This is a genomic window from Aeromonas sp. QDB30 (genome assembly GCF_027707645.1).
GTDB lineage: Bacteria > Pseudomonadota > Gammaproteobacteria > Enterobacterales > Aeromonadaceae > Aeromonas > Aeromonas caviae.
In genome coordinates this window covers 1-14,201 of sequence record NZ_JAPCIY010000038.1, presented here as the reverse complement: position 1 = coordinate 14,201, position 14,201 = coordinate 1, and the positions used below count along the sequence as shown (strand labels likewise).

The following is a 14,201-nucleotide window of genomic DNA, read 5'->3' as shown; positions in this document are numbered from 1 at the left end:
CGTGAAATCCAGGTGGCCAGAGCCACCACCTTCGCGTGCAGGCATCACACCAGCCGCTCGAGGCGCACCACCGCCTCTTCCACATAGCGCAGGCTCTCCTGCCAGAACCCGGGTTCGCGGATGTCGACCCCCAGGTGCTTCTCCACCAGCGCCTCGGCGCTCATGCGGCCGGTATCTCGCAGCAGGGCGCGATAGGCGGGCACAAACTCGCCCCCGGCCCGCGCATGCTGGGCATAGAGCCCCAGGCTGAAGAGATAGCCAAACAGATAGGGGTAGTTGTAGAACCCGGACTCGGCGATGGAGAAGTGACCCTTGCTGGCCCAGAACAGCTCGTCATACTGGCTGAGGGCGTCACCATAGCACTGCTGCTGCGCCGATTTCATCATCTCCCGCATCTGGCTCGCCCCCACGTAACCCGCCTCCCGCGCCGTCACCAGGGCGCGCTCGAAGGCAAAGCGGGCGGGGATGTCGAGAAGCAGGCTCGCGGCCCGCTCCCCGTCCAGCCAGGCGATGGCCCGGCGCTGCTCCACCTTGTCGGTGGCGGCCAGCAGGGCATCGCGCACCAGGATCTCGGCAAAGAGGGAGGCGGTCTCCGCCAGCGTCTTGGGGTAGCCCCGCTGTTCGAAGGGAAGATCCCGCAGCAACCAGCTGTGCCAGGCGTGGCCGAGCTCATGGGCCAGGGTGATGACGTTGTCCATGGTCCCCTCGAAGGTGAGGAAGACCCTTGGCTCGGGCGGATCGGCATACTCGGTGCAATAGGCGCCACTTCGCCTGTGCTCGCTCGGGGCGGCATCAATCCACCCCTTGTCGGCCATCATGCGGACAAACGCCCCCATCTCGGGATCGAAGGCGGCAAAGGCCTCCATCACCAGATTCAGCGCCTGCTCGAAGCCGAACTTGCCGTGCACGGCCTGGGGCGCCGGGGCAAAGAGATCCCAGGGGGCGAAGTCGGTGATCTGCTGGGCACAGGCCATGGCCCTCAAGGCGCGGCGCCCGAGCTCCCTGTGCTCCCCGGCCGCCGCCATCAGGGTCTCCAGGGTCGCGCCCGTGATGTGCTCCTGATGGCAGGTGACCTCGAGGGCATCCAGCCTGCGCCCCTTGCCACGCTGGCGGCCGAGCTCGTTGCGCCAGCCGTTGATGGCGTTGAGAATGGCGGTCACCGTCTCCTGCTCCGCCTCCCAGGCACCCTGGATGGCGTGCCAGGCACTGGCGCGCCGCGCCCTGTCCGGGTGGGCGAGCAGGTTGTCCGCCTGGGCAAGCCCCATGGGCACCCCCTCCACCACCGGCAGCAGCCGCCCCACCAGGTTGTCATAGAGATCCCCCCACCCCTGCAGGCCGTCTACCGCCAACCCCTCGATGAGCTGCTCGCTCTCGAGCGAAAGCCACTGATCCTGCTGCGCTCTGTCGTGATGGATGTGGTAGGCCAGCTCGAAGAGTTCGGGATCTTGCAGCAGGGTGCGCACCAGTGACTTGGGGGCGCGAACCCAGAACAGGTCCACCGGCTTGCTGCGCTGGGCCAGGGTCGCCTCCAGCTGCTGGCCCCGGGAGAGCAGTACCCGGGCCTCCTCGTCGCGCCCGTTCTGGCTCAGCCGGTTGTAACCATAGACCTGACTGTTCCAGGCCAGGCTCTTCACCCCGTTGGCCTCGCGGCGGATGGCCCGCAGCAGGTGGCGCAGGGCATTGGCATCCGCAACGGGATGGGCGGGATCCGGCAGGTCCGCCAGGAGGGCGTCAAGCCGGGTGAGGGCGCGGGCAGCCTCCTGGAAGGCGGCCTCGATGGCAGGATCGTCGGGGGCGGCATAGATGTGATCATCTCGCCAAACGGGTGGTTTCATGGTTGTCCTTGTCTGTTTGCGTCCATATCGGGTCACCCCGCCTCTGCGGGCGGGTGAAACCGGATAGTACGAAGGGGGCCAGGCACTTGCCTAGCCCCCATTCGAGGCAACCGGCAGAAGAGCGCCCCCGGGTGCGACGGCCCCTGTCGGCCCTCCCCCGACAAGCGACCTATTTGGCGGGCTGAAGCTTGCTCACCAGGGTCATGGCCACCACCAGCACCAGCCCTGCCACCACGCCGGCCAAGGCGCTCAGCAGGGTGGGCGTCACCACGGCCAGTACCCCGCCGACCCCGGGCAGAGCGGCCACCGTGTCCGCCGTCCCTTCGATGAGATGATGGAGGAAGGGCCAGCCATGGACCAGAATGCCGCCGCCGACCATGAACATGGCGATGGTGCCCACCAGGGCAAGCAGGTGCATCAGACGGGGCGCCGTCACCAGCAGCCCCTGCCCCACCGCCCGGCGCACGGCGCCGCCATCGGGCTTTTGCAGCAGGTGCAGACCGATGTCGTCGAGCTTGACGATGAGCCCCACCAGGCCATAGACCCCGACGGTCATCAGCAGGGCGATGCCCGCCACCACGGCGATCTGCAGGCCCAGGCTCGACCCCTGCACGGTGCCGAGGGCGATGACGATGATCTCCGCCGAGAGGATGAAATCGGTGCGAATGGCCCCCTTTACCTTCTGGCGCTCATAGGCCGCCAGATCCTCGGGCACCGGCGCCGCCTGATGCGCCTCTTCCTCGTGGGGCAGGAACTTGTGGACCAGCTTCTCCGCCCCCTCGAAACAGAGGTAGGCCCCCCCCAGCATCAGGAGCGGGGTGATGAGCCAGGGGATAAGAGCACTGATGGCGATGGCGGCAGGCACCAGGATGAGCTTGTTGCGAAACGACCCCTTGGCCACCGCCCACACCACCGGCAGCTCACGCTCGGCCCGCACCCCGGAGACTTGCTCTGCATTGAGGGCGAGATCGTCCCCCAGCACCCCGGCCGTCTTCTTCGCCGCCACCTTGGTCATCAGGGCGACATCATCGAGCACGCTGGCAATATCATCGAGCAGGGTCAACAAACTGGCTCCGGCCATATCTGGCATTCCTTCTATTGAGTGGGACACATCCGGGCTGCCCCGGTCAGGGTGATGAGGGGGTCAGGGGACCACGGGCCCATCCGGGGATCACCCTTTGGGGCAAAAGATGGCACAGTGTAACGGGAAGCCGCCACGGCGGCAGCCCCCCATGGCAGATCCCCTGCTCCGTTTTCACCTCACGGCCACCGGCCCAAGGAGTTCCCATGCAACCCTGGCAACCTCTGCTCGATTTCTGGTTTGGCGATGACGCAGACGACGCTCCCCGTGCCGCCCGTCAGGCCCCCCTCTGGTGGGGCAAGAGCAGCGAGACCGATGCCCTGCTGGCCTCACGCTTCGGCGAACTGGCGGCCCGTGCCGCAGCGGGCGAGCTCGCCCGTTGGGAGGACGATCCCGCAGGGCGCCTGGCCCTCATCCTGCTGCTGGACCAGCTGCCGCGAAACCTTCACCGCCACACCCCCGCCGCCTTCGCCCAGGACGACAAGGCCAGGGCGCTGTGCCTCAAGGGGCTCACCCTCGGGGTCGACAAGGGGCTCTCGCCGCTGGCCCGGGTCTTCTTCTATCTGCCCCTCGAGCACGCGGAGTCCAAAGAGCAGCAGGCCAGAAGCGTCGCCCTGTTCGAGGCCCTGGCCGACGAGCAGGCCACAGACCCGGCCCGGACCACCTTCGAAGGCTTTGCCGACTTTGCCCGCCGCCACCAGGTGATCGTCGATCGCTTTGGCCGCTTCCCCCACCGCAACGCCATCCTGGGCAGGGCGAGCACGGAGGAAGAGGCCGCCTTCCTGCAACAGCCCGGTTCGGGGTTCTGACATAAAAAAATCCCCGCCATGGGCATGGCGGGGAGAGAACAACCGATCCGCACCTCACTGGATGCGATAGCGGGAGATCTGCTGGTGGATATTCTCCGTGGTCACGTTCAGCTCCTCTGCGGCGGCGGAGGTCTCCTCCGCCGTGCTGCTGGTCTGCTGCACCACCTGGGCTATCTGCTCGACCTGGAGGGCGATGGATTCCGCCGCCGAGGTCTGCTCGCGGATGGCCAGGGTGATCTCGCCGACCTGATCCATGACGCGATGGGAGGCCTGGCGGATCTGGGTGATGATGGCCCCGCTTTCCGTCGCCATGGCCACCCCTTGCGCCACCTTCTCCTCCACCAGGACCATTCTGGCCACCGTGGCCTCGGACCCTTGCTGGATAGCCTCCACCGTCCTTGAGATCTCCTGGGTCGACTGGGCCGTCCGCTCCGCCAGCTTGCGCACCTCGTCGGCGACCACCGCAAAGCCGCGTCCCTGCTCACCGGCCCGCGCCGCCTCGATGGCGGCGTTGAGCGCCAGCAGGTTGGTCTGCCCCGCCACATCGTTGATGACGTTCACCACCCCACCGATGCGGGAGATCCCCTCCCCCAACGCCGTCACATCGCGGGAGGCCTGACGAATGGCGTCGGCGATGTCGTTGATGGCGAGCACAGTGCGCTCTATGGTGGCCCCGCCGTCACTGGCGAGCTTGCCGGATTCATTGGTGATGCGGCTGGTCTCCTGGGTGCGCTGGGAGATGTCCGTGATGCTCACGCTCATCTCCTCCACCCCGGCGGCGATAAGGCTGGTGGCGTCATTGGCCTGACTCGCCGACTCCGCCATGTGCTGGGCCGCCTGGGAGAGGGACTCTGCCGTGCTCTTGATCTGCAGGCTGCCCACTGAGAACTCGGTGAAGGTCTGCTGCAAGGTGTCCAGCAGGCGGTTGACCGCCGTCAGCGTCTGGCCGATCTCGTCCTGCTGGCTCACATTGGCCCGCAGGGTGAAGTTCAGGTCGCGCTGGATCTCGGACAGGGTCGCCATGGCCAGACGGAGGGGATTGGCGACCTGCCTGAACAGCCAGAGAAAGAGCACCAGCGTGAGGGCACCCGCGCCCACCGAGATGAACAACAGGGCCTGCATGCTGCTATCGGCATTCTGCTCGCCTCGCAGCTTGACGGCGTCACCTTGCTGGATGTTGAAGTGGACGTGCTTGTCGATGGCCTGGGAAAGCTGCTCAAACAAGGGGGCAAGCTCCTTGTCGATCGCCTCTCTGGCCTCCACATTCTTGTTCTCGCGGGACAGGCGCAGGACGTCTTCAGAGGCCTTGCCGTACTGGGCAACCAGGCGCCGATCATCGGCGACGAGCTGCCTGTCCTCCTCATTGGAGATCATCCCGCTTTCATACTGGCTCAGCAGGGCGTCCATCTTGGTGTGAAGGGATGCAATGCTCTGCTCTATCTGACTCATCTTGCTGTCGTCGGTGTTGAGCACGTGCGCCTGGATCAATGAATGCAGGGCGTAGAAGTCTGTTTGTATCTCCTTGATCGTGGAAATGCTGGGGACTGTGTTGTCTGTTACATAGCTGAGATCCGCATTGGCGGAGGAGAGTCTGCTGATACTGAACCAGCTGAGACACCCCAGGGCCAGCATGACCAGCAGGGCAATGAGTTGAAGCCGACGAGCGATATTCATGAGTGCTTACTCCATCCATAGACTCCCTGCCAGGGTAGCCGATGCGGGCCCCGAAAATAGCGCCTAAAACATGCATTTCATTACACTTTTCAACTTCTGCTCGGCCGCGTCACACCCGCCGCCCCAACCCGGCCTTCGGGACCGCCGCCCCCCTCTGGCAGAATGGAAAAAGGAAGGCATTCGCCTTCCTTTTTTGCCCGGGGCGGCCGCACTGGCCGCCCATGAGCCCCGTGGCAGGGCGCTCGCCGGTCACGCCGCCTCGGCCAGCTCCTCCTCTTTTTTCTGGTAGGCCTGGGGGGAGAGCCCCAGCAGCTCCTGCACGGTGGAGGCCACCGTGATGGAGGAGAGCGTCCCCACCAGGATGCCGGCGAACAGGGTGAAGGAGAAGCCGTAGAGGGCGTCGCCGCCGAACAGGAGCAGGGCCCCCACGGTGAAGAGGGTGGTGCCCGAGGTGATCATGGTGCGGCTGAAGGTGGCCTTGATGGCCACGTCCGAGCACTCGTGGATCCCCATGCGGGTACGAGACCCCAGCAAGTCCCGCAACCGGTCCGAGATGACGATGCTGTCGTTGAGGGAGTAGCCTATCACCGCCATCAGGCCCGCGATGACGTTGAGGTCGAACTCGATGTCAAAGAGCGCGAGCAGCCCGATGGCCACCAGACCATCGTGCAACACCGACACCAGGATGCCGATGGCCTGGCGCCACTCGAAGCGCACCGCCAGGTAGGCGGAGATGGCGAGCGAGGCCACCAGCACCGCCAGCATCCCCTGCTGGAACAGCTCCGCGCCCACCTGGGGCCCGACGATGGTGGTGCGCAAGAGCTCCACCGGCAGGGCGAGTTGCTGCCCCAGCATGGTCGCCAGATCCTCCGCCGCCCAGGGCAGCGCGTGGGGGGGCAGCTTGATGAGCCACTCGCCGGGCACACCGGCGCCGTGCAGCTCCACCACCCCCGCCAGGGGCGCCGTCAGCAGGGCGTTGAGCTCATGGGCCTCCTTCAGGGTCTGGATGCGAAACTCCAGCAGGATCCCGCCGGTGAAATCGAGCCCGAGGGCGAGCCCTTTTGTCGCAAGGACGGCCACGCAGGCCAGGGTCAGCAGCACGGAGGCCCACAGCCCGATATAGCGCCAGCGGGTCAGCCCCATGGCCAGGATCATTCTCAGCATTGTTCTTCCCTCGACGTCAGGTGGTTCAGACTTCCCGGCAGGAAGCGGTCGGTGCGCAGGTCATACAGACTCACGGGTGCGGCGTCATGGTGATGAAGTCGGTTCATGGTCATACCCTCAGCAGCTTGGCGCGGCTGTTGCCCCACAGGGGGTTGATGATGGCGCGGGTGCCCCAGATGCCGGTCACCATGCTGGAGATGAGCCCCAGGATCAGGGTGATGGAGAAGCCCTGCAGCGGCCCGGAGCCGATGGCATAGAGCACCACGGCGCAGATGAGGGTGGTGATGTTGGCATCGAAGATGGTGCGAAACGCCGAGCGATAACCAAAGTCGATGGCGTTGGCCAAAGACCCCCCTTCCCGCAGCCGGTCCTTGATCCGCTCAAAAATCAGCACATGGGTATCCACCGCCATGCCGACGGTGAGCACCAGACCGGCGATCCCCGGCAGGGTCAGCACGGCCCCCGGCAATACCGCCAGCATGCCCACCTGCATCAGCAGGTTGGCAACCAGCGCCGTGATGGCGACCCAGCCGAACTTGCGATACCAGGCCATCATGAACAGCATCATGCCCGCCATGCCGAACGCCAGGGCGGTGAAGCCCGCCTCGATGTTCTGCAGACCCAGGGTCGGGCCTATGCTGCGCTCCTCCAGGATCTTCAGCGGCGCGGTGAGGGCCCCGGCCCGCAGCAGCATGGCAAGCTCCTGGGCCTCGGGCAGGCTGCCAATCCCGGTGATGCGGAACTGGTTGCCAAGGGCGGTCTGGATGGTGGCGACGTTGATCACCTCGCTTCGGGCGCGCAGCTTGCCTTCGGCGTTGGTCTTGTACTCGGTGAAGACGGTGGCCATGGGCTTGCCCACGTGCTGGCGGCTGAACTGGTTCATCTTGCTCCCCCCCAGGGTGTCGAGCACGATGTTGACCTGGGGCTGCCCCATCTCCCCCATGTTGGCGCGGGCATCGACGATGTGCTCGCCGCTCAGCACCGGCTGGCGGGCCAGCCCCACTGCCTGGCCGCTGCGATCCGCCATGAAGAAGCGGCTGTCGGCCTTGGCTTCATAGAAGGCCAGGGACGCGGTGGCGCCGATCACCTCTTTCGCCTGCTTGGGGTTGTGCACCCCCGGCAGCTCGATGCGGATGCCGTCCTGCCCCTGACGCACCACCGAGGCCTCGACGATGCCGAGCTCGTTGATCCGCTTTTTCAGGATCGACAGGTTCTGGGTCACGGCGTTGTTCACCAGCAGGGTGCGCTCGGCGTCGCTCAGCACCAGGGTCAGTGCATTGCCGGAACGGCTCAGTGTCCACTGATCCTGGCGGGTACCGGCACTCTCCTTGATGATGGAGAGCCAGGCCTCCTGCCCCGTCACGTCGGGCAGGGTGACGGCCACGCTCCCCTGGGCGGTGCGCATCACGCTGGCGCCGCGCAGGTTGGCCTCGCGAAAACGGGTGCGCAGGGTATCCACCAGGTTCTTGGTCTGGTTGTCGATGACAAAATCCACGTCCACCCCGATCAGCAGCTGGGAGCCACCGCGCAGGTCCAGCCCGAGCTTGATGGGATCGGCGCCGAGCCGGCTGATCCAGGCCGGGGCGTTGGAGTAGAACTCCAGGGTCAGGGCGGCGCTGTCCAGCCCCTGCTGCTCCAGCAACTGCTTGGCCAGTTGCTGCTCCCCCTGGCTGGCGAACACCAGCGCTATCCGGCCACCCTGGGCGATCTGCTTGAGGGGGTCGATGTGGTTCTCGGCCAGCAGGGTGCGCTGCGCGTCGCTCAGGCGCGACTGGCCGTGCAGACCGAGGGAGGGCTGCTCACCGAAGAAGGTGGGCAGGGAATAGAACGCGAACGTGACCAGCATCAGCAGCAACAGGGCGTACTGCCACAGGCTCATGCGGTTCAACACGGTATGACTCTTTTTTCTCATGAAATCGGCCTCTGTCAGGCGATGGCAAGGGGCGACACCGGGGTCGCGCCGTGCAAAAAAATGAAACAAGACAGCCTAGCCGTTCACTAAAAGTGAACAGCAACAGAGAGAAGATGAGGCAACAGGTGGCAAGCTGACCCCATCGGGGTCAGGCGAGGAAGCTCTGGGCGAAGCGGTACTGCAGATGCCGGCGCTGCAGGCGGCGCCTGTGAATGCCGGCGAAGTGATCGCGAAAGCTCGTCCCCGGGTAGAAGAGGGCGGCATAGAACAGCAGGCCGCACAGCAGCAGCAGGATCGCCTGCTGGGACCAGCTCATCACCAGCTCGTAGACCACGCTGCCGGGCTGATGATCGCGGCTCAGGGAGTGCTCGAGGCGCAGCAGGTGATTCTGGTGGGAGCCGACGAACTTGACGATGCCATCGTCACTGCCGCTGACGCCGTGGGCCGCCGGGCTTGCGTCGGCAGGCGCCGCCCCCTCCGCCAGCGAGTGGGCCTGCTGGGCCGAGGGCTGGAACGCGGGTACCTTGACCCCCTCCACCGAGAGGGTAGAGAACAACAGTGCGAGGGTGATGAGCAGGGTCATCGCCGCCAGTTTCACGTTGTCGGTCAGGTTCAAAAGTTAATTCCCACACAATAGAAAGGGCAAGCTACCACAGCCTGCCCCACAAGAACAAGGGCGGCAGGCCCGGGGCCCGCCGCCCTTGTGTTGTCTCATCGCGTCCTCAGCGGCTGCGGGTCATGCCCTCGAAGTCCTCGGCATAGTCCTTGAGCAGGGTGTAGAGGTGGGCCCGCTGGGAGAGATCCATGGAGTGGCTGAGATCACTCAGCCACTGGATGGTGCGCTGGCGGGACTGGTCCGTGTAGCCGGTGAAGCGGCCATCCATCAGGCCGTCCCCCTGCTGGAGCAAGCGGGTCAGCTCCTGGCCGAAATCCGGGCTCTGGCGCTGTTTCATCAGCCGATCCAGCTCCTTGGTCCAGGCCTCCTGAAAGTCGAGCCAGGGGGCCATCATCTCGTATTGCCACTCGGCCCACTGCGTGATGAGGGGCTCCTGGGCCGGCTTCACCTTGCCAATCCAGAACACCAGGCGCTCGTTCATCTTCTCCCGAAAGCCCTTGATCATCTCGGCCTTCGACTGGGTGGCAAAATCGTGCTGACGCTCCTGCTGGCGCGTCACCCGATCGGCCATGAAGCGAGCCACCTGCTCGTCGGTCAGGGTCTTGGCGAGGCGCACCGTGCGGGGAATGGCGTTCTCCAGGGTACGGGTCAGGCTCGCCTGGGTTCTGTCCAGATGCAGGGTCACCTGGGCAGGGCTCATGGGGCTGGCCACCGCCTTGGCCAGGGCGTCGAGATCCCGGGCATAGATGGGCAGCTCATGCTGCCGGTGCCAGGCCATCAGCCCCTTCACCTCCTGGTCCAGCAGCTTCTTCTGGCTGCGGTCCAGGGAGAAGTAGTCGTCCAGTTGCCAGACGATGGCCGAGTCGAGCCAGTAGTAGATCACCCGGGTGGCGCAACCCGTCAGCAGCAGGCAGAGCAGCAGCAGGCTCCAGCTACGCGGTTGACGCCATGAGAATGTGGTCACCATGCATGCCTCCCATTCATTGAATACACGCGTCGCGCGGGCCGTTGCCGGGCATCACTCCAGGCGCTGGCGGTTGATGTCGATCAGGGCCTGATACTCGGGCCCGGGTTGCTGTTCGGCCATCAGCAGCGCCCACAGCAGGCCGATGTAATCGACCCAGGGCAGGAAGGCATCGGCCTGGAATCCCCGGGGCCCCAGCCCCGTCGCTGCCCCGTCCATGGCTTCAAGATAGCAGCTCTCCAACTGGCACCGCTGCTCTTCGCTCCAGCCGTGGGTGCGCTGAATGCTGGCGACCTCGAACCCAGGATGACCGGCGGCGCCGTACTCCCAGTCGATGACCCAGGGCCGCGCCCCCAACAAGTTAGCCGGATTGAGATCGTGATGGCAAGGGAGCCAGCAGTCGTCCGGCTCCCGGCTCGCGAGCAGGGCCCGCTCCAGGGCGGGCAGCCAGGGAGGGATATGGGCCAGACGCTGCCGATACCCGCCGCTGTGGGCCCGCACCGCCATCACCACGGTCGGCACCGGCAGGCGGTGCAGCCGCACCAGCACATCCGCCATCAGGCGGGGCTGCGCGGCGAGAGGCGGCGCCTGCTCGGCCCAGTTGGGTTCGTCGCACCACGCCAGCAGCATCAGGCCGGTGGCGGGATCGCCGTGATGACAGGGCAACGCCAGCCCCTGCCCCACCGCCCCCTGGTAGAGCTGCCACTCGGTGGCCCGGTCGATGCCAAGGCGCACCGGATCCGGATGACCGCGGCGCAGGAAGGCCTGCTCGCCAGTGGGGAGACAGAGCCGGTAGTTGCCGTTGGTCAGGCCCTGGCCCAGCGGCTCAAGGCGCCCCTGATCCCAGGGCGCCGGCAGGCTGGCGAGGAGCGCCAGCTCCGCCAGATCCCCCTGCCCCCGCGGGTCCTCACCAGCCAAAGGTGGACTTCTTGGCCTGTTTGCGGATCTCTTTCTGATCGGCCCACAGCAGTTCGCCGTTCTCCACATCCATCAGGTTCATGGTCATCTGGTAGTAGACGTCCTTCACCTTGCCGTTGTCCTTGACGATGCTGGCGAGGTTGCCATAGACCATGTAGCGGGCACCGGTCTGCTTGCCGAGCCGCACCATGGTGGCGGGATCCACCATGCCGCTGCCCTGCTGGTATTCGAGCTGCTGCTTGACCGCCGCCACCTTGCTCATGTCCACGAAGCGGAACTTGCCCGAGCGCAGCAGCTTGGTGCGGATAGTGTCGGTGATGGCCTCGGTGTCGATGTGCTCCGAGGTCTTGTTGCGGATGGAGTCCATGAACATCACCGGGCGGCCCCCGGCGGTGATCTCGCTGGTGGCCGGGGACGCCAGCATGGAATCCGCCATCTTGTCGGCGATGGCCTGCAAGTCGGAGGAGCCGTAATCGACGGTCACCGTCTCGGTCTCGGTGGGATCGCCATAGCTGACGGTGGTGCTGGAGCAGCCGCCCAGCAGCAGGGCGCCGGTCAGGATCAGCAGGGCATGATTCATTTTCATCAGTAGGATTCCTCCATCACTTCGCGAACGTAAATCCGGTAACCCCGGGCGGCCGGGCTCGGCGCCAGGGCGGACAGGGTGCGGGTCTGGTAGCCATGCAACTTGAGGGGGGTCCAGCCGCGGCCATCGCTGGCCACCTCCTGCCCCGCGTCGTCATACCAGTAGAAGAGATATTGCAGCCTGTTGTCACCACGCTGGGTGCTGGCCGCCGCCACGTTGACCTGCAACAGGCCGTTCTGCTGGCGCCGGCTGAGTTCGGTCAGGGTGACGTTGACGTTTTGATGCTGCTCGGCCACCGCCGCCGCACCGGCCGCGCCATAGAGCGCCACGCCGGAAGTATTGGTGGCACAGCCCGTCAGCAGCAGAACCAGGCCCAGGGCCAACCCTTGTGCTTTCATCTTGTTCTCCTTGCCGGTGGCCGTCGGCCTGACCGGTCATTCATCTGAGTTGCCATATGCGGTTCCCCCTAGAGGGGCATCACCCGGGTCGTGAGCCCGCTCCCCAGGCGCTGTACCCACACCAGGGTGGTGCGCCCGGCGTGGACGCTGAGTGGCAGGGTACGCATGGCGCTGCCCGCCCCCAGGGTCAGGGTGACGTTCCCGGCCGGGACCATCCCCTGCCAGCTCGAGGCCTTTGCGGGCAGCGTCAGCCAGCTGCGGGTATCCGCCCGCTCCGAGAGGGTGTTGAAGATCCCCACCAGGATGTTGCCCACATCCCCCCCCTCCTTGGCGGCGGTGCGCCGTACCTGCTCCTTGGCCACCAGCCGCAGGGCCTGCCGGGTCAGCATGCCGGGCAGCCGCTCCTGCAGATCCTTGGCCGCCAGCGCCTCCAGCCTCACCAGCTCGCTGGTCTGTGCCACCCCCTTGCCCACCGACAGGGTAAGCGGGGCGCCGTCGCTGGCCCGATTGTCGTAATAGGGCACCGCCACGGTAAAGGTACGAAAATCGCCGCTGGAGGTGGAGATGGGCAGCGGCAGGAAGAGCTCCCGGCGCGCCGGGATCAGGCCATCTTCAAACAGCACCACCAGCTGGCCCTGATCCTTGGCCAAGGGCGGCGCCTTGCGGCCCATCCGTTGCTCGGTCTCCTTGAGCTCCTCGGGAGAGCCGCGAAGCCGGGCCAGGCGCAGCAGGGCATCCTGCAGGCTCTGGTTGTCCGGCGCTATCTGATAGCCGCGCTGGTAATCGACCCAGGCGTCGTTGAGATCCCCGGCCGCCTCGTAGAGCACGCCGGAGAAATAGAAGGTGTAGGCGTTCTGGAAACCGTTTTTCACCTGGCCTATCAGGCGATCGAGCTCGGGGGCGCCGCGCGACATCAGCTGGCGCATCTCCCCGGCTTCGTCCTCCTGCTCCCCCTCCTGCGCGGCCTTGCGCACCTCGTCGGCCCTCCGTTTAAGGGCCTGCTCCTGCACCTGGTTGGCACGGCGCACCTCTACCAGGGCGCCGTCGGCATCCCCGCGCTGCAAGTAGTTGAGCGCCAGATAGTGGTGCAGCATGGTGCGCTCGTAATCGGGCGCCTGGTAAGCCAGGGTCTGATCGTTGGTGAGCAGGCTGCCCGCCTGGGCCAGTCCCTGGCTCAGGCGGTACTCGGCCTGACTGTCTTCCCACGCAAGCCGGCTGTCGGCGGCGGCAAAGGCCTGCTTGCTGGGGCCGTCCTGACCCGCTAGCCAGGCGATGCGCCCCTTCTCCAGCTGGTCGAGCACGAAGGTGTCGTCCCCCGGGGTCGATTCGCGCACCTCGAGCAGGGCCTCGGCGGCATGGCCCAGCAGCAGCTGGTTGCGCAGGGGCACCATCTGATCCGAGTAGGAGACGAACATGTCTTTCCACTGGGAGGCACAGCCCCCCAGCAGCAGACCGGCCAACAGCAGGCCGGTCGACGGGACGAGGCGCATCACAGGCTCAGCAGGGGTCCCAGGGGCTCGCCACCGACCAGGTGCAGGTGGATGTGATAGACCTCCTGCCCGCCGTGACGGTTGCAGTTCATGATGAGGCGGTAGCCGTCCTCGGCGATGCCCGCGTCGCTGGCGAGCTTGCGGGCCACGGTGAACATCCGGCCCAGCGCCAGCTCGTGATCCGGCTCCACGTCGTTGACGGTGGGGATGAGCACGTTGGGAATGATCAGGATATGGGTCTTGGCCTTGGGCTGGATGTCGCGAAACGCGGTCACCAGATCGTCTTGATAAAGGATGTCGGCGGGGATCTCCTTGCGGATGATTTTGCTGAAAATGGTTTCTTGCGCCATGGGTAACTCCTTTATAGGAAAAAGAAAATTCAATACAAAGCTCAAGCGGCTCCCAAACAGGCCGCCGCAATGCGCCAAGTGTGACACAAGCCGACATTTGGCACAGCCGTTGTCCCAATCGCTTCAGTTATTGTGAAGAATACCGATAGCGAGGAGACGTCCCGCGAACCACAACGGCATCCCCTTCGGGGCATGCAGGGTATCAAAGGGACGGGGTACTCAGGCAAGGGACTTTTGCACAGACAGCGGGACAATAATGAAACAAACAATGTCAGACCTCTCGATCTTACAGAGAGTCTATCTGGGCTTTGCCATCCTGGTCGCCGTCTTGACATCCTCCCCCACCTTAGCGCTTCGCGTCACAGGAGGGGGATTCCCATTACTGGGTGATAGCTGCTCGCGCA

13 protein-coding genes are annotated in these 14,201 nt (G+C 65.5%); 1 reads left to right on the top strand and 12 read right to left on the bottom strand.

The window, feature by feature from the left end; genetic code table 11:
* Window positions 1-44: 44 nt before the first annotated feature.
* Entirely contained in the window at window positions 45-1,835 is a 1,791-nt protein-coding gene (locus PG896_RS12575; protein ID WP_041212857.1) for a M3 family oligoendopeptidase, read from the bottom strand.
* A gap of 169 nt (window positions 1,836-2,004) precedes the next feature.
* Entirely contained in the window at window positions 2,005-2,916 is a 912-nt protein-coding gene (locus PG896_RS12570; protein WP_041212856.1) for a DUF808 domain-containing protein, read from the bottom strand.
* Between the two features lie 206 nt (window positions 2,917-3,122).
* On the opposite strand from PG896_RS12570, the gene PG896_RS12565 reads away from it, so the two are divergent.
* Window positions 3,123-3,725, top strand: coding sequence for a DUF924 family protein (locus PG896_RS12565; RefSeq protein WP_053288514.1), 603 nt, complete (start codon window positions 3,123-3,125; stop codon window positions 3,723-3,725).
* Window positions 3,726-3,779: 54 nt separating this feature from the next.
* Here PG896_RS12565 and PG896_RS12560 read toward each other — a convergent pair whose 3' ends face one another.
* The 10 genes from PG896_RS12560 to hinT all read right to left on the bottom strand — a co-directional run bounded on the left by PG896_RS12560 (window position 3,780) and on the right by hinT (window position 13,797).
* A complete protein-coding gene (locus tag PG896_RS12560) occupies window positions 3,780-5,399 on the bottom strand; it encodes a methyl-accepting chemotaxis protein (protein WP_109422398.1) in 1,620 nt (539 codons plus the stop codon).
* Window positions 5,400-5,648: 249 nt separating this feature from the next.
* Window positions 5,649-6,563, bottom strand: coding sequence for a protein translocase subunit SecF (gene secF / locus PG896_RS12555; protein ID WP_029314368.1), 915 nt, complete (start codon window positions 6,561-6,563; stop codon window positions 5,649-5,651).
* A 109-nt stretch (window positions 6,564-6,672) separates the two neighbouring features.
* A complete protein-coding gene (secD, locus tag PG896_RS12550) occupies window positions 6,673-8,475 on the bottom strand; it encodes a protein translocase subunit SecD (RefSeq protein ID WP_041212853.1) in 1,803 nt (600 codons plus the stop codon).
* 148 nt (window positions 8,476-8,623) lie between these two features.
* Window positions 8,624-9,091, bottom strand: coding sequence for a hypothetical protein (locus PG896_RS12545; RefSeq protein WP_041212852.1), 468 nt, complete (start codon window positions 9,089-9,091; stop codon window positions 8,624-8,626).
* A 106-nt stretch (window positions 9,092-9,197) separates the two neighbouring features.
* Complete coding sequence (locus PG896_RS12540; RefSeq protein ID WP_039038970.1) at window positions 9,198-10,058, bottom strand: DUF6279 family lipoprotein; 861 nt, start codon at window positions 10,056-10,058, stop codon at window positions 9,198-9,200.
* Between the two features lie 51 nt (window positions 10,059-10,109).
* Window positions 10,110-10,973, bottom strand: coding sequence for a phosphotransferase (locus PG896_RS12535; protein ID WP_041212851.1), 864 nt, complete (start codon window positions 10,971-10,973; stop codon window positions 10,110-10,112).
* A complete protein-coding gene (gene lpoB / locus PG896_RS12530) occupies window positions 10,963-11,559 on the bottom strand; it encodes a penicillin-binding protein activator LpoB (protein ID WP_010674346.1) in 597 nt (198 codons plus the stop codon). Before lpoB ends, PG896_RS12535 begins: the two co-directional genes overlap by 11 nt.
* Window positions 11,559-11,957 (bottom strand): YcfL family protein, encoded by a 399-nt coding sequence (locus tag PG896_RS12525; RefSeq protein ID WP_039038972.1) that lies wholly within the window; start codon window positions 11,955-11,957, stop codon window positions 11,559-11,561. Before PG896_RS12525 ends, lpoB begins: the two co-directional genes overlap by 1 nt.
* Before the next feature lie 68 nt (window positions 11,958-12,025).
* Window positions 12,026-13,447 carry a COG3014 family protein gene (locus PG896_RS12520; RefSeq protein ID WP_171865461.1) on the bottom strand — a complete coding sequence of 474 codons (1,422 nt, stop codon included), beginning with the start codon at window positions 13,445-13,447 and terminating at the stop codon, window positions 12,026-12,028.
* Window positions 13,447-13,797 (bottom strand): purine nucleoside phosphoramidase, encoded by a 351-nt coding sequence (hinT, locus tag PG896_RS12515; protein WP_010674343.1) that lies wholly within the window; start codon window positions 13,795-13,797, stop codon window positions 13,447-13,449. Before hinT ends, PG896_RS12520 begins: the two co-directional genes overlap by 1 nt.
* Between the last annotated feature and the right edge of the window lie 404 nt (window positions 13,798-14,201).